At 37.6% G+C, this 16,943-nt stretch carries 13 protein-coding genes and 1 tRNA gene; 3 read left to right on the top strand and 11 right to left on the bottom strand.

Annotation, left to right across the window (positions count from 1 at the left end; translation table 11 throughout):
- Window positions 1-15: 15 nt before the first annotated feature.
- Window positions 16-177 carry a hypothetical protein gene (locus tag ACODR7_RS01105; protein ID WP_171006229.1) on the top strand — a complete coding sequence of 54 codons (162 nt, stop codon included), beginning with the start codon at window positions 16-18 and terminating at the stop codon, window positions 175-177.
- Between the two features lie 188 nt (window positions 178-365).
- Here ACODR7_RS01105 and ACODR7_RS01100 read toward each other — a convergent pair.
- The 6 genes from ACODR7_RS01100 to ACODR7_RS01075 all read right to left on the bottom strand — a co-directional run bounded on the left by ACODR7_RS01100 (window position 366) and on the right by ACODR7_RS01075 (window position 6,604).
- A tRNA-Lys gene (locus ACODR7_RS01100) sits at window positions 366-438 on the bottom strand.
- A 259-nt stretch (window positions 439-697) separates the two neighbouring features.
- Window positions 698-1,324 (bottom strand): DJ-1/PfpI family protein, encoded by a 627-nt coding sequence (locus tag ACODR7_RS01095; RefSeq protein ID WP_488836569.1) that lies wholly within the window; start codon window positions 1,322-1,324, stop codon window positions 698-700.
- A 106-nt stretch (window positions 1,325-1,430) separates the two neighbouring features.
- Window positions 1,431-2,405, bottom strand: coding sequence for a GlxA family transcriptional regulator (locus ACODR7_RS01090; protein WP_488836567.1), 975 nt, complete (start codon window positions 2,403-2,405; stop codon window positions 1,431-1,433).
- 222 nt (window positions 2,406-2,627) lie between these two features.
- Entirely contained in the window at window positions 2,628-4,220 is a 1,593-nt protein-coding gene (locus tag ACODR7_RS01085; RefSeq protein ID WP_488836566.1) for an efflux MFS transporter permease, read from the bottom strand.
- Entirely contained in the window at window positions 4,213-5,277 is a 1,065-nt protein-coding gene (locus tag ACODR7_RS01080; protein WP_488836565.1) for an HlyD family secretion protein, read from the bottom strand. The genes ACODR7_RS01085 and ACODR7_RS01080 overlap by 8 nt, the downstream gene beginning before the upstream one ends.
- 4 nt (window positions 5,278-5,281) lie before the next feature.
- Window positions 5,282-6,604 (bottom strand): TolC family protein, encoded by a 1,323-nt coding sequence (locus ACODR7_RS01075; protein ID WP_488836563.1) that lies wholly within the window; start codon window positions 6,602-6,604, stop codon window positions 5,282-5,284.
- A 131-nt stretch (window positions 6,605-6,735) separates the two neighbouring features.
- Here ACODR7_RS01075 and ACODR7_RS01070 point away from each other — a divergent pair, with 131 nt between their 5' ends.
- Entirely contained in the window at window positions 6,736-7,548 is an 813-nt protein-coding gene (locus tag ACODR7_RS01070) for an AraC family transcriptional regulator (protein WP_488836561.1), read from the top strand.
- 82 nt (window positions 7,549-7,630) lie between these two features.
- On the opposite strand, the gene ACODR7_RS01065 is transcribed toward ACODR7_RS01070, so the two are convergent.
- From ACODR7_RS01065 to ACODR7_RS01045, 5 genes are all read right to left on the bottom strand, one after another.
- A complete protein-coding gene (locus ACODR7_RS01065) occupies window positions 7,631-11,116 on the bottom strand; it encodes a glycosyltransferase family 117 protein (RefSeq protein WP_488836559.1) in 3,486 nt (1,161 codons plus the stop codon).
- Window positions 11,117-11,178: 62 nt separating this feature from the next.
- Entirely contained in the window at window positions 11,179-11,535 is a 357-nt protein-coding gene (locus ACODR7_RS01060) for a hypothetical protein (RefSeq protein WP_488836557.1), read from the bottom strand.
- 225 nt (window positions 11,536-11,760) lie between these two features.
- Window positions 11,761-12,549 carry an SDR family oxidoreductase gene (locus ACODR7_RS01055; protein ID WP_488836556.1) on the bottom strand — a complete coding sequence of 263 codons (789 nt, stop codon included), beginning with the start codon at window positions 12,547-12,549 and terminating at the stop codon, window positions 11,761-11,763.
- Window positions 12,550-12,730: 181 nt separating this feature from the next.
- The gene (locus ACODR7_RS01050) at window positions 12,731-13,543 is read right to left on the bottom strand and encodes a hypothetical protein (RefSeq protein WP_488836554.1); all 813 of its coding nucleotides are present in this window, start codon (window positions 13,541-13,543) and stop codon (window positions 12,731-12,733) included.
- Between the two features lie 252 nt (window positions 13,544-13,795).
- Complete coding sequence (locus ACODR7_RS01045; protein WP_488836553.1) at window positions 13,796-14,398, bottom strand: TlpA family protein disulfide reductase; 603 nt, start codon at window positions 14,396-14,398, stop codon at window positions 13,796-13,798.
- A 211-nt stretch (window positions 14,399-14,609) separates the two neighbouring features.
- Here ACODR7_RS01045 and ACODR7_RS01040 point away from each other — a divergent pair, with 211 nt between their 5' ends.
- Entirely contained in the window at window positions 14,610-16,940 is a 2,331-nt protein-coding gene (locus ACODR7_RS01040; protein ID WP_488836551.1) for a TonB-dependent receptor, read from the top strand.
- Window positions 16,941-16,943: the final 3 nt, after the last annotated feature.

Below are 16,943 nucleotides of genomic sequence, written 5' to 3'. Positions count from 1 at the left end.
TTACTATATTAACATATGAAAAAAAATGAGCGTCAGGATAATATAACACATGCTGGCAAAGTTAACGAGCGAACAAAAGCATTGGAGGTCCTTGAAAAAGCGAAAAAAGTTCAGGGAAAAATTACATTTCTCCGTCAGGGAGTCGGAAGAAACTTTAAACCGAAAAATGAAGAGTAAAGATATTGCTAAATTTCAATTGCAATAGAACAAGTACAATCAAAATGGTCAGTAATGAAAATTTTTAATAATAACCATTTTGAAACATTATAGTTACCCTATAAATAAAAAACCTGCAAAATAATTTGCAGGTTTTTTATTGTTTTCTGATGTTTTCGAAAATTTTCATTTTCACATCTTTTGGATTGTGACCCGGCTGGGATTCGAACCCAGGACCCATACATTAAAAGTGTATTGCTCTACCAGCTGAGCTACCGAGTCGGCCACTTACTTTTTTAAGTAAATCCCTTTGTTTAAGGGACTGCAAAGATAGGAAAACACTTCTTAAATCCAAATTTTTTAAAGCTTTTTTACAATAAAATTCACATCAAAAAAGTCAAACACCTGTTTATAAATTAATTACGTTTATTATTTTTTTAATAACAATTTCAGAATCTGCAGTCCTTTAATTAAAAATAAAATTTTAACCGATTTTTACAATTCACGAAAATTTTAAAATCTCTCTATTTTTCTTTTAAACTTAACTTTCAGATTTCTTATTCTGATATTCAAAAATATGAATAACCTTATCCATTGTTTTCTGACCATGATGTTTTCCAACCAGGTAAAGAGCGGCGTCAATTCCAGCGGTAATTCCAGCAGTAGTTATCAACTGTTCCTGATCCACATAACGAATATTTCTGATCACATTTGCCTCCGGATTATACTGTTCTAAAGTATCTAAAAGCATGCTATGGGTGGTGATATCATGATCTGCGAGGATACCTGTCCCGGAAAGCAGCATACTTCCTGTACATACTGTAAACACAACAGTTCCGGTATCATAATGCGTTTTAATCCATTGTAAAACTGTTCCCTGAAAATCCTTATCCTGAAGATATTTCATAATGTATTCAGGATTTGCTCCGGGAACCACTATCATATCCGGCTTAGGACATGTATGGATATCGTAGGTAGGAATAGCAGCCATCGTATTGGCTTCCATATACACCGGTTCTTTTGTTCTTCCAACAGTGAAGCATTGATAGCTGCCCGGATGGATGACATTCGCCTTAACGAAAACATCCAAAGGACCATTTAAGTCAAGAGCTTCTACCTGATCATAAATTAAAAATGCTACATTCATTGTTTTAGTGTCTTGTTTCATAATTTTTATATTTTTAAGATGATTATTTTTTGGATAAAGGCATAGTTCTTCCCTACCGACCTTTGAAGATGATCGGTTTCATTTTAAATCTTTAAGAGAAAAAATATTATTCTGTAGTTTTAAATCCTTTCCGGTATTGCGCCGGAGAAAGGAAAATATTTTTAAGGAATACCCGGCGAAGCGAAACGGCATTGCTAAATCCACATTTAGTGGCAATCATATCAACACTCATCTCAGTATATTCCAGCATATTTTTAGCCTGATCCAGCCTCATTTTTTCCAGAAACCGGCCGGGAGTCATTCCTGATTCTTTTAGAAATACTCTGGAAAAATTACGGGGACTCATGTTCAGTGACTCAGCAATATATTCTACTGTTACAGCTTCATTCAGCTTATCTTTCAAAAAGTCACACACTTCTTTTGTAAAAGGAGACATTATTTCATATTCCGGCAGCGCATCTCCAAACTGCGACTGCATTCCGGCTCTTTTTAGAGGCAGAACAAGATGACGGGCAACTTCTATGGCCAATGGCTTTCCAAAATCTTCTTCCAAAAGAGCCAATGCAAGATCCATCCCGGAAGAAACACCTCCCGAAGTATAGATAGGCTTATCACGAATAAAAAAAGGATTGAAATTCACTTCCAGCCTGGGATAAGATTTCTGCAGTGTATCTGCAAATTTCCAGTGGGTAGTTACCTGCTTACCATCCAACAGCCCTGCTTTGGCCAGAACAAATGCGCCTACGCAAACAGATCCCAGCCGTCTTACGTCTGATTTTATATTCTGAAGATAATGATAGAGATCGTGGCTGATTTCCTCCAGTACACTCAACGTTGTCCCTGCTACAAGTAAAGTGTCTACAGGAAAATCGATATCATAAATGGTATGGCTGCATGATAATGGCATTCCTGAACCGGAATAGATAACCTTCTCTGAATTTCCGGAAACGAGATACACATGATAGCCGATATCCTCTTGATCAATATTCAGAAAACGGTTGGCTGCTGTAAAAACGTCCCATGGTCCGGCGATATCAAGCAGCTGTACCTGTGGCAAGGCCAGAAGTACTATATTTTTCATTCCTGTATGTTGTCCTTCTTTCTTCATATCTCGTTCTGTATGAGTACAAATGTAGAGAGAAAGGATCTTGTCTGCAATGACAAAAAACATACAATTCCGGCCAGAAGTGCACATCCCTTTTCGAACAAAATGAAAGAGACTGCCCTATCAGACAGTCTCAGCACTCTACTATAAAATTAGCTGACAAGCTATACTTTTGATTGATAAAAAATAAAATTTCACTTATGCAGGTGACAGTCTGCGGGATTTCAGATAAAGAGCGGTACGGTTGAGATAGGGAAAAAGAAAAATCAATAACAGTGAAGCAGCAAGAAGCCACACCATCATTTCATAATAATCCATCGCAAAACGGACATGATCCTGAACATTCATTCTTGCTACCAATAACTTATTGGCAGCTTTTACAGCCTTTTCTTCAGGCATTCCTCTTGCAATAAGCTTAGCCGTCTGCAGACGGAGAAAACTTTTAACTTCCGGATCTACAGCACTTAAATGATCCTGAAAAGCATTGTAATGACGACTTTTTTCAAAGAGTTCAAAAAAATTGATCAGGGCAATGCTGATACAAAATCCGAGATATCGTATTGCTAATGCTGTTGCAGCAGCGGAAGGCCCAATAACAGCAGGAACGGAAGAAATAATATAAATAATCGTCGGAACCATAATCAATCCCACACCCAATCCCTGAATAAATAACGGAATGTAGTAATTAAACTCATCAGCCTGAACATCAAAAGAATAGTACATTAAGCCATGAAAGATCAACAGCACTAAAAAGCCAGGTCCCCAGATATACCGAATATTTTTCTTTTGTAAAACCATACAGCAGGCGATAATGACTCCAACAACCAACCCTGCAAGGTTAAAAATATTAATATAAGAAATATGAAACGGATCCAGATGCAGTTCTGATGCAAAATAAGTGTTGACAATTCCTGAAGCAAACCGGCAGATATACATCACAAAAAGGATAAGCAGACCTACTTTGAAGTTCCTATATCTGAAAACCCGCAGATCAATATAAGGCCTTTTAATCGCCTGCTGGCGAACTATTGATATCCCCGCCAAAACCATAATTCCGACCACACTTCCCAGAATCCGGTTATCTTCCAGCCAATAATATTCCTGTCCAAAAATAGTTATATACCCGATTAATACCAATAAAGCACTGAATAGCCCAAAACTCTGCCAGTCCAGTTTATACAGATGAAATCTTGCATGTGTTCTGTAATGGCTCATGGCTAAAGTCAGGAAAATAAGTCCCGGAAGATAGGAGAAGATGGCTGTTTTATAAACGATATTAAAATTATAGGAATCGATAAGATCTGCGGTAATGAGATTATTAAACGGCAAAGCACAAATTAAGATTCCAAAAAATACTGAAAAACTGATTTCCCGGCCTCTTTCACTGCTCAGTCGTGTAAAAATAAGGGTTAGTGAAAGGTTTACATTTCCTGCAAATAACATTCCCTGCAAGAAACGAATTGGAAACAAAATATAAACTTCATGGGTGAAATAACATATCAGACAGGCCAGAATCTGCAGGGTAGTAAAAAGAAGAAAATATTCTTTTGCGGCAAGAAAACTGAAAAATCTTCTTTCCAGGCTGTAAAACCCTACATAACCAGCATAAAACAACGCTACTGAAAACTGGATATCTGCCGGTTCACATCCATAATATCCGGCGGCGGTATTCACATTAGACAATGGCAGAAAAAAGATAATGATTCCCGGAAGCGTCATTGAAAAAAGAATAATCTTCACCAGCCATTCCGGAGCCCATTTTTTGAAATAGGGCATTTTTCTTTTAGCCATTGGAATGCTTTTTATTGGCGTATACATTCACGTTCATTCCCATTTTCAGAACATCAAGCTGTCTTCTTTGTCCATCCACTCTGATTCTTACAGGAATACGCTGTACAATTTTCACGTAATTTCCAGTGGAGTTATCCGGTGGAAGCAATGAAAAACTTGAACCTGTTGCCGGGGAAAGCGAGATAATTGTTCCTTTAAATTCCCTGTCAGGATAAGAATCCGCAACAATTTTCACATGATCTCCGATATGCATATCCCTGATCTGCGTTTCTTTATAATTGGCTACCACCCATTTATCAGTTTCATTATTGACAATAAAAGCCAGCGTTTCTCCGGCATCAATCATCTGCCCCACCTCAACGGTTCTACGCCCCATCCGTCCGTCATAAGCAGCGGTGACAGCTGTATAACTTACATCCAGTTTGTGACGGTCCAGCAGTGCTTCCAGTCTTGCAATTTCTGCCAAAACCACGGCTTTTTCTGCCCGTATATCATTAATCTTGGATACAGAAGCTGCATAATTATCCTGTGAAGATTTATAATCACTTTCGTTGACATCCAGTGTTGCTTTCACATCTTCAAGGCGCTGTCTGGTAGCAGATTCTTCATCATACAGTTTTTTATATCTGTTATAATCAAGCTGCTGTTTCCAGACTTTTGCTTTATTGGCATCCACCTGGGCCATCGCTGCGGCAGCTTCCTTTTCTGTAGTTCCCGTAGTACTTTCCAATACTCTCAGTTGGGCACGGGCTTTCTGAAGGGCTGCCTGAGTCTGCTTTTCCTGAAGGACATATTCACGGTTATCAATAATTAAAAGAGTATCGCCCTTTTTTACTTCCTGATTTTCTTCAAATTTCACCGCAACAATAAATCCTCCGGCTCTTGAAATAATGGGGTTAACATATTCCTGAACCTGCGCATCATTGGTCTGTTCATATGCATAATAATTTTTTAAGGTAAAACCGCCCCACACTGCAAGTGCAGCAACGATTACAACTGAAATCCATCCTGTGATCTTCGTGATCATTCTATCGGTGGGAGTATATTTTTTTTTCATGGTATTATAAAACGCCTGTAATGTTTTGTAATAAATAATAATTGTTCTGTGCCATAATTTTAGCCGCTTCCAGTTCAAATTTTGTCTGAAGCAGCTGTATATCTGCATCCAGCAGTTCTGTAATAAGGGAAGTCTGGCTGAAGTAAGTATTTTTGATAATACGTGCATTTTCCTTTGCCTGAGCGACATTGGCTTCTGCCACTTTTATCTGTTCCAAAGCTTCCTGGTACCTTAAATAAGCTTCTTTCACCTGTTGTCTTACCTTATCTTCCGTATCCTTGTGTACTTCCTCTTCCTTTTCAAACTCCAGCTGAGCTGCCTTTACTTTATGAGTATTATGGTAAAGAGAAGAGATCGAAAATGAAGCTTTAATTCCAACGATTCCCAATGAATACCAATAAGGATTATAGGGATAAAGAAAAATCTGTGGATTGGCATAATAAAATTCGCCATACATCCCTATTTTAGGTCTTACATTCGCTTTTACCTGTTTCAGTCTGATCATACTCAGTGTTGTCTGCTGTTCAGAAACATGATAATCAAAAGAATGATCCAATGCCAGTTTCAGATACTCATTATAAGTTGTACTCTCATTCCACTGATTAAACGGTGCTTCAGGAATAACAATCTGCTCATCGGGAATACCCAAAATAATATTCAGTTTCTGCATCGCGATGAGAATATCATTTTCTATGGTCACCAGCGCCATTTTTCTTTTGGAAAGCTCCAGTTCAATCCTTAAAACATCGCTTTTTAATACCACTCCATTTTTATAAAGAGTCTGTATTTCTTTCAATTGTGTTTTCTGATCAGCAATATCCTGCTTGATAAGATCCCTGAAGATGAATGTTTTCTGTAATTCAAGATAAAGTGATGCTGTTTTGTAATGAATATCTGAAACCGACTGTTCTTTCTGAATATCTTTAATTTTCTGAAGGGTCTGATTTTCCTTAATCTTAAGATTCAGTTTATTTCCGTTATAAATATTCAGGTAAAAATCCGCTCCGGCTCTGTAAAGCGTATGAATCACTTCATGCTGTGTTGGTTTGGAAAAGATTCCGTTCTCATAGATGGGAATGTTGGAAGCCTTTTCTGCAGAGCCTTTAACTTCTATTTCCGGGAGGCGCTCTCTTTTGGCATCTTTTACTTCGGCTTCGGCAATGTCTACGTTGATGGTATTGATTCTGATATGGCGGCTGTTTTCTTCCGCTCTCTGCCATGCGTCTTTTAACGAGAGTCGTATGGTATCCTTTGCTGGACTGCCGGTTTGAGCTGATATGGTGGAGGAAATCCCCAACATCAGCAATCCGGCGACATAAATTTTCATTTGAATTTTTGAATTATTGCATTGCAAATTTATTGGCAATCCGGAAAATTTATTTATCTAAAATAGTCAACTTTTACATGATTCCGGCCAAATGATTATATTTGTATATTCTTTGGGATTTAAACTTTTTTATGGGATTAATTGCTGCACTTCCGGACATTGATAAAGACGATAAAAGTGTATTTGTCATGCACGAAAAATCAGAAAAACTGATTCCTTTTCACAAACATACGAAAGGACAGCTGAGCTATGTGGAAGGGGGGATCGCCTATATTACGATTGACAACAGGACCTATGTGGTTCCGGCAAGGCATTTCTTCTGGATTCCGCAGGGAATGGAGCATATTTTAGAGATCGGACATACGGCAACGGTACTGCGTTCTCTATATTTCTATGCCCATGATGATATTTCAGATTCTTTCTACAGCAGACTGGGCATTTATCCGGCATCAGAACTCCTGATTCAGATGATCAAATATTCTGAAATCTGGGATGAAAAGCATGTAACGGCAAAAGATGAAAATTTTGAATTTTTAGTGGCTTTAAAAAAAATCCTTCCTAAAACCCATCAACAGCCCTTACCTATTATTCTTCCTGCCACCCATAATAAACAAATGATGAAAATCGTATCTTATCTGGAATGGAATATCGGGGAAAAATTGACGCTGTCCAATGTCAGCAGCAGATTTGGTTTGAGTGAACGCTCCCTGTCACGACTTTTCAAGGCGGATATGGATATTTCTTTCCTTCAGTATTTAAAAACACTAAGAATCATCAAAGCCATTGAACTGCTTTTAAATACAGACAAACCCATCAATGAAATTGCCGATGATGTGGGCTACAGTTCTATCAGCGCCTTCAGTGATACCTTTCATGAATTTACCCAGTCGAGACCCTCTGATCTTAGAAAGAGTAATAAGGCGACCCAAAATATGATGGGATAATCTGTTTTTTTAGAATACATGATTTTTCTAAAGTAAAAACAAAAGCCTTTACATCTAGTGTTAAAGGCTTTTTATTATTAATCTACTGTGTCACTTTCATCATCGCATTCGTAATTTCAATTTCTTTTTTTCTGGAATAGGTGGAATCAAACCGTTCCATGACATTGAATAAGTACTGATAAAAAGGAGCAATCTGGCGTACATTTTCAGCTTCCTTACCCGCTTTTTCCTTACCCATCTGCTCAAGTCTTTTTATAAAAATACTGAATTTCTTATCAACAGGCTCCATTGATTTTAATGCGTAAGCATGGGCTTTTTCATTCTGTCCTAAAGTTTTGTAGGCTTCTGTAACGGCTGCGACAACAAGCGCATATTCCATAGGTTTAGACCTCATCTGTCTTTTGGCCATTGCTTTAAATGAAGGAGAAAGATTCTGATAATAATCATATTCTTCAAATATTGTTTTTTTGAGCTTTTCTGCCATCTGAAGACCTTTTTGCTCCTTTCCTGCAACAATATATCCGGTAACCATGGCACTTAGTGAACGTGGATCATTGTATTTCTCAACAGGAATTTCTTTGGCACCAAGATCCAACAACTCCAATGCTTTAGCTTTCTGTCCATTTAGAACCAATGCAGACACGGCCCTGCTGACAGACATTCTGTAGCCCAAAATATTTGACGTAGCCGTTTCATCATAATAAATACTCAGGTCTTTAAAATTACCCCATCTGAAATTTTTTACCACCTGATAAAGGGAATTCGCATCTACCCTTCCTTTGTCTCCATCCGGTTTCTGAGGAGTGTGAATAGGAACCAGCCTGTAGCTGAAACCGTCAAACTGAAGATATTCATCAAGATAAAAAATATTTTCGCTATCATACATTCCGCCTGAAGAGAAATTGACAGGCCGTTTCCAATCAAAATTAGCCAGCATATCCAACATCATCAGATTGCTTTTGTAAAGGGTATTCGCTTCATAATTGATCGTGATCTGGTCTACAGCTTGTGGAAGATCGGACTGATTAATAATTCCTGCTTTTACTGCATTTTCTTTGTTGACGGGAAGGATAAATTTACTCACCGGAAGGATATTGTATTTTTCATATTGCTTTTCTCCGAAGTACATCTTCAGCAGTTCATCTTTTGCGGATGATTGTAATTTCAGGAATTTCAACGCTTCCTTAAGAGTCATTGAATCCTGAGTCAGATATTTTCTGAATTCCTGAAAAGCAGTTTCCGGCGCTCCCTGTTCTTTCAGCATTTGGAAAAGTCCTTCCCAGTCTTCTTTTTTCATCAGATACACCTGCTCATTTACCCCATCTCTATATTCTTCATGCGTTAATTCACCCGGAATTCCTTTTGCATTGTAAGTTCTTCTTTTCACCTGATCAATACTCCATGGAGTGGCCAGGAGGGTAAAGTTGACCGTTTTCACGTCATCTCTGAATCTTTCCGTTTCCTGAATTGCCCATACCGGAAAGGTATCATTATCACCATAAATGAAAATAATATCGTCTTTTGGCAACGATCTTAAAAATGAATAGGCGTAATCACGGGCTGCTGTCTTCTTACTTCTGTCATGGGAAGCATAATTCTGGAATCCCATCATCAGAGGAATTCCCAGCAATACAGCTCCCAGTATAATGTTGGCTGCATTGGATTTAATCTTAGACTGAATCAGCCAAAGTATGGCTCCTGCTCCCAGACCAATCCAGACGGCAAAGGCATAAAATGAACCTACCATGGCATAATCTCTTTCCCTTACTTCAAATGGTTTCACTCCGGTGTAGAAAACAATTCCCATACTTGTCAGAACAAACAGCGAAAGCATGGCATAAAATCTTCCGAAATCTCTGTTGAGCTGGAAAAAGAAGCCAATCAATCCTAAAATTAGCGGTAAAAAGAAAAACTTTACAGTACTTTCATTTTTAAATTGGGCAGGCATATGATCCTGATCTCCCCATAAAGCATTATCAATAAAAGAAAATCCTGAGATCCAGTTTCCATTGGTATTCTCCATATGCCCCTGAAAGTCATTCTGCCTTCCTGCAAAATTCCACATCAGATATCTTACAAAATAATATCCGTTCTGAAATGATATAAAATACTCCATATTCTGAGCGAAGGATGGACGTTGCACCTTGATAAGATCATACGGCTTCACTTTCAGATAATCTTCTGCTGTGATAGAATCTCCTTCATATTTTGCTCTCAGTTCTTCGAAAATTCTTTTCGCTTCCGGATTGTCCGCAATGTCTTCATTATCATAATTAAAAGTAAAATCAGGAGCTCCGTATAATGAAATGTAATTGGCGGTCACCTCTTTATCTTCATTGAACATCCTAGGCATGAAGCTTATGTGAGATTTATTAAACACATAGTTGAATCTTTCCCCGGTTTTTCTGTAAGTTCCGGATTTTTCGTCTTTTTCGTAAATATCTCCGGTGATGTCTCTTTTATAACCTCCGTCTTCGTCTTTTTCCAGTCCGTTTTTATCAAGAAATGCAGTGTAATTCTGTCCGTAAATAGTAGGCCAGTCACCGTATTGCACTCTGTTATAATAATCTCGCATCCCAATGGCTGTATCCGGATCATTAAGGTTCATCGGAGGATTGGCATTGGCTCTTATCGGAATTACCAGCCAGCATGAAAATCCGATGACCATATAGACCAGAGATAAAACAACAGTCTGATATAGTTTTCCTTTTGTTGTTCCCGCATATTTAATAAGAAGATAACTTATGATGGTCATGAGTACAAATGCCACAATTGTCCCTGAATGGAAAGGAAGTTCCAGCCCGTTCACGAAGAAAATTTCAAGCTTTCCGAACATTGTCATTATCAAAGGGAAAATAATCTTGAATACGAAGGCAAGAATTCCCAGCGTAATCAGATTGGCCAGTATAAAACTCTTCCACGAAAAAGTATAATTTCGGGTATAATAAACCAGGCATATGGCCGGAATAGCCAGCATACACATCATATGCACTCCTACGGAAAGCCCTATGATAAAGAAAATAAGAATAATCCATCTCTCGCTGTCTGCTGCTTTATATTCATTTTCCCATTTGGTGATGAGCCAGACCAGCAATGCGATAAACATAGAAGCCATCGCATACACTTCTCCTTCTACTGCTGAAAACCAGAATGTATCTGAAAATGTAAAGCATAAAGCGCCAATCACTCCGGCAAACAGGATTGAGATTTCCTGATGTTTTGTAATTTCTTCAACATCTTTATGTAAAAGCCTTCTTAAAAAATGGGTAATCGTCCAGAACAGAAAGAGGATCGTAAATGCACTGAACAATGCTGACATAGCATTGATTACAATAGAATAATTTTCAGCATTCCCTAATGCAAAAATACTTGCTACAGCTCCCATAATCTGAAATAAAGCAGCCCCCGGAGCATGGGTTACCTCCAGTTTCACGGCTGAAGAAATATATTCTCCACAGTCCCAAAAACTCAGGGAATGTTCTATTGTTGAAAGATAAGTAATAAACGCAACAGCGAAAAGGAACCATCCCAGTACGGTGTTCCATTTTTTAAAAGACCAGTTTTTCATATCATATTTTCCAATATGTATATGACAACCGGGGAAAGGGTTTATTACATGAATTGGCGAGTTTATTCTTTATTTTTCAATTTCAACTTTGGAAAACCCTTTTCTATAGGTTCAAAATACTTTTTAATGCTATTATATTTGTATTTTGAAGTCAATAGTTCTTCAGTTTTTTCTGAAATTCTTTCATCATGTAAAGTCAGGAGGTTATTTTCAAACTCATATTTTCCAAAATAATGCCGGCTTTCACCATGCCAGTATTCATTGATCCTGTAGGTTTTATCTTTATATAACTTAATTTCATATCCATTAGATTTCAATTGATGGTCAGGAGAAATATAACATGAATATTTTACTTCCTTTTCGGATTGAACACTATTCAAATAAAGGTTTATTCCAAAAAGAGCAACTAAAAAAATCAATAATAAATTTGTGACTTTATGCTTCTCTTTATTTTTTGATTCATAAATATAAATCAGAATAAAATTGACAAATATGAGTCCTGCTACTAAAGGAAGAATAATGATGTTAGAATTTGACGCCGTAAAATCATAATAAGTATGAGTATAATGAATAAGAAGTAAGAAAAGTAAAATTACAGTTCCATATTTAATTAACACTTTCATATCACATTCTCTTCAGTGAGATTAATAGGTATTATTCAATCCTCCATCCAAAGGAATACTTGTTCCGGTAAGATAATTTGAATATTCCGAAGCCAGAAACGCCACCAGATGACCATATTCCTCAGGCTGTCCGAATCTTTTCATCGGAATTTTATTTTCCCTCGCCTTTTTTATTTCCTCTGCTGCTGCACCACTTTGCTGAGCTTCATGAGCCACCAGTTTTTGAATTCTTTCAGTATCGAAATACCCTGTTAAGACATTATTTACCGTAATATTATGTTGTGCAATTTCATTGGAAAGCGTTTTGGCCCAGGCAATCACTGCAGAACGGATAGAATTGGACAAGGCCAGATTTCCAATCGGTTCTTTTACGGATAAAGAAGAAACATTAATGATACGTCCGTTTTTCTGTTGAATCATATGGGGCAAAGCCAGTAATGTTGTTTCACAAACGGTTTTGAACAGAAGATCAAATGCGGTCTGATAATCATCACTATTTTTATCCAGTGCTAAACCAGGTTCGGGACCATTGGTATTGTTCACCAGAATATCTATCGAATGATTATTAAAATATCCAGCTATAATTTTTCTATAACTTTTAAAATCTGAAAAATCTGCTACCAGGTATCCATGTTTCTGATCAGGATTGATAACCGGCAGTGCAGAAACGAAATCTTTAAGCTTTGCCTCACTACGGGCCATAACGGTCACATTAGCTCCGCATTTAGCCAGCTCAATGGCAATTCCGGCTCCTATTCCCTGTGTAGCACCTCCTATTAAAACATGTTTTGAAAAAAGCTGAATATTCATCTTGATAATGATTACGGATTGATCTCTATAAAGGTATGAAAAGCTTTAGTTTAAAAAAACCGATTAATGAATATACCAATAGCTTTCTGAATACAATAAAGCACCAGTATCAACCAGCGCTTTAGTATTTGTGTCATTAGAATCTTTCTTGGATAATCATTTTTAGGGAACATTAAAAAGATTAATCTCCGATTCTGAAGACCAGTACCTGGGTAGATTTTGCGGAAAGATTCATTCCTGCACCTAAGCAGTTACCTGACTGCCCTCTTCCTAAAGCTATTGTCCAGCTTGTGTTAGCCGGAACGGTAGTGGCATAGGTAATTGTTCCTCCGTGATTAGAAACTCCTCCCTGAGAATGTGCTCCCGTACTGTGGATTCTTGAAGTTCCAGTGTCAAGAGGGAAATCAACAAAATAAGAACTAACCGTACATCCTGTAGCATTATGGGTCGCCTCATACACAAATGTGATCTGATACGTTCCTGCCGGAAAAGTTACTGAATTTGTCCCTGCATTATAGGTAAGCCCAGGAATAGAATTCTTTATAAGAGTCATAGGTACTACCTGAGTTCCTCCAATCCCTTGAGCCTGTAAAAAATTAGCCTGTGCAGTTTCTAATCGGAAAACAGCAGGACTAGGAATAGATAAAGCTCCCAGCGTACCAATATTCTTTACAACTCCGTTAGCATCAACTACCAATAATTGATCTGTGCTGCTATTTCCGGTTCCAACTCCCTGAAGACGTAATGGGTTTGAACCGTTTATATGAAGTTTATTGGTAGGAGCTGTAGTTCCTATCCCCATATCTCCTCCAACAGTAACCGCTACATCATTGGCTTGTTGTGCTACAGATGGTATTCCTGTAGTTGGATTATCCTTTGCACCATCAATATTAAATACTCCTTGTGGATTCGATGTATTAATGCCTACCTGTGCATTAAAAAAAATAAAATTACTTGTCAAAAGAAGTAAAAGATAGACGAGCTTACATTTCATAATAAATTCTGTTTAGTTAATATTTAATACCTTTCTGAAATATGAAAGTGATTATTTCATTAAAATTCAATATTGATAATCGCTTTTTCACTAAATCAAATATAGTGAATCTCACAAATAAGTGAACCCTTTTAAGTGAAAAATAACACCTTGCCATTTCCATAGATTAACTGTTCTTCTTTTCCATTGTCTTGAATTTGTTAAATGCTACATATTCAATATTCTTACAGCATAAAAATACGCTTTAAATGACTAAAGTTTTTGTTGCAGAAGCTCATCAATCTGTTTATAAAATGAATCTTTACTGTAATCCGCAAGCCCTTTATGATGCAGGCGTATTTCTCCTTTTTTATCCAGTACAACCGTTGTTGGTAAAGATCCACTATACAATACATCAGGAATATTTCCTGCCGGTGTAAGAAAAGGAACCGTAAAGCCTTTCTCCTTTAAATAAGATTTTCCAAGAGCGGCATTATCATCCAGGTTTACGGTAAGAAATACCACATCCGGATTATTTTTGTAATGATCATACATTTTCTGGACAGACGGAAATTCGGCACGGCACGGAGGGCACCATGATGCCCAAAAGTTAATGAAAACCACTTTATTCTGAAAGGCAGAAGTATCTGTTATCTTTCCATCCTCATTTTTCAGCATAAATCCGGCATAGGAAATCTTGGTTGAATTATTTGGGGTTTCTTTTGGTTCTGATATGCTTGAATTAAGAAATCCTGTGGAAGCTACCTGTCTCATCAGCCATGCTTTTGCATCTTTATTTATCAGGATAACAATAAACAATACAGTCAGTATTGCAGTGAAGCCATTTTTCTTTAGCCATATTTTCAGATTTTCCATATATTTAGCTTAATTCTTTGCCAATATAAGGTTAATATTTTGGTTAAAAGGCTGAAAAGATTGTTTTATCATTTCCTGAAACCTGATTTTTCAATGGATTTAATTCATCATTAATTGGTTATATGTAACAATTCCCCTATTCATCCAACTAATCGTACATCATCAAAACATCAATTCATATACAAGAGATCTACTACTTTAAAATAAACTAATGCAAACATCCTTTCTAAAAATTACCGCCGCCACTGCTGCACTCTGTTTCAGTACCCTGGCAATAGCCCAGCAAACGTATTCCGTAAGTGGAACCGTGAAAGACAAAAAAAACGGTGAATTGCTCATCGGAGTATCTGTAAAAGTAAATGAAGATCCCACCATCAATGTTATAGCCAATGAATATGGGTTTTATTCTCTTTCCTTACCTCAAGGAAATTATACCATCATTATTTCCACTCCCGGGTATCAAGATTTTGAGCAGAAGGTTAATGTAGATCAGAATATAAAACTCGATCTTCCCCTGCTTCCATCAGAATCTGTAGCTAAAGCCATTGATGAGGTGGTGATAACCGGTATTAAAAAGGATAAAAACTTAACCTCAGCTCAGATGGGAGCAGAGACCCTAAGCATTAAAAATATAGAAAAACTTCCTGTTCTATTCGGAGAAAAGGATGTGATGAAAACCATACAGCTTTTACCAGGGATCAAAAGTAACGGTGAAGGAAGCAGTGGGTTTAGTGTAAGAGGAGGTGCTCCAGACCAAAACCTGATCTTACTGGATGAAGCCCCTGTTTATAATGCCTCTCATCTTCTTGGATTTTTCAGTACATTCAACAGTGATGCCCTGAAAGATGCCAGCATTATTAAGGGAAACAGCCCCGCACAATACGGAGGCCGTCTTTCTTCTGTATTGGATGTTAAAATGAAGGATGGAAACAATAAAGACTATAACATCAACGGAGGAATTGGTCTGATCAGCAGCAGACTGAGTGTGGAAGGCCCTATTCAGAAGGAAAAATCATCATTCATCGTTTCAGGAAGAAGAACGTATGCCGATCTTTTTCTTAAAACCAACAAAGATTATAAAGACAATAAATTATATTTCTACGATCTGAACCTGAAAGCCAATTATCAGATTAATGAGAACAACCGTATTTATCTGTCCGGATATTTTGGAAGAGATGTACTGGGGCTGGGTGATACTTTCAATACTGACTGGGGAAATACGACTGCTACTTTGAGATGGAACAGCATTATCAGCAATAAACTATTCTCCAATACGTCATTTATCTACAGTAATTATGATTATAAAATAAGTCTGAAGAATGATGATACGGTATTTGATTTAAATTCAAAAATCCGTGACTGGAATCTTAAGCAGGATTTTACCTGGTTTGCAGGAAACAAACACTCTGTACGTTTCGGTCTGCAGTCTATTTACCATACCCTTACCCCAAGCAGTGCTTCCGGTACTACAGTGAGCAGTTTTGTAAGAAATCCGAGATATTCATGGGAAAATGCCGTTTACATCAATGATGATTATAAAGCAACGGAAAAACTGACCATTAATTATGGGGCAAGGCTTTCCATGTTCAGTATATTGGGAGGAGACACCTTCAATACCTATGAGAACGGTGTTCTTACCGACAGTAAATTCTTAGAGAAAGGAAAATTCGGGAAAACCTACGTGAATATTGAACCTCGTATTAGTGCCAACTACCGAATCAACGAAGTCAGCAGTGTGAAAGGAGGCTATTCCAGAAACACCCAGAATCTTCACCTATTGAGCAACAGCAACAGTGGAAACCCTACCGATCAGTGGATAGGAAGCAGCTATACGGTAAAACCTGAAATTGCAGATCAGATCAGCCTTGGTTACAGCAGAAATTTCAACAATAATAATTATGAACTGAACGCTGAAATCTACTATAAAGACATGAAAAATCAAATCGACTTCAAGAACGGGGCGCAGATTGGTTTTGATACCGGAGCCGATGTAGAAAGTGAATTGCTGTTCGGAAAAGGAAGAGCTTATGGTCTGGAACTTATTGCCAAAAAGAAAAGCGGAAAACTGACAGGATGGATCTCCTATACCCTTTCCAAAACAGAAAGAAAGATCAACGGAATCAATAATAATGAATGGTATAACGCCAGAATGGATAAAACCCACGATCTTTCTATTGTGGCCACCTATCAGCTTAATCCAAAATGGAGTTTTTCAGGGCTATTTGTTTACAGCACAGGAAATGCAGTTACCTTCCCTACAGGAAAATATGAACTCAACGGACAAACCATATTCCAGTACAGCAATAGAAATGCAGACAGAATGCCGGCCTATCACAGAATGGATCTGAGTGCAACGTATGAACCAAGTACCAATAAACGATTCCGTGGTTCATGGACATTTGGTATTTACAACCTGTATGGTAGAGAAAATGCCTATACCATCAACTTTGAAGACAATCCTGACCGCCCCGGAACAACCCGTGCGATGCAGACCTCTTTATTCCGTTGGGTACCCAACATCACTTATAATTTCAAATTCTAAATC

This window comes from Chryseobacterium sp. FG46, assembly GCF_057809135.1.
This window is presented reverse-complemented; position numbering and strand designations above follow the sequence as displayed.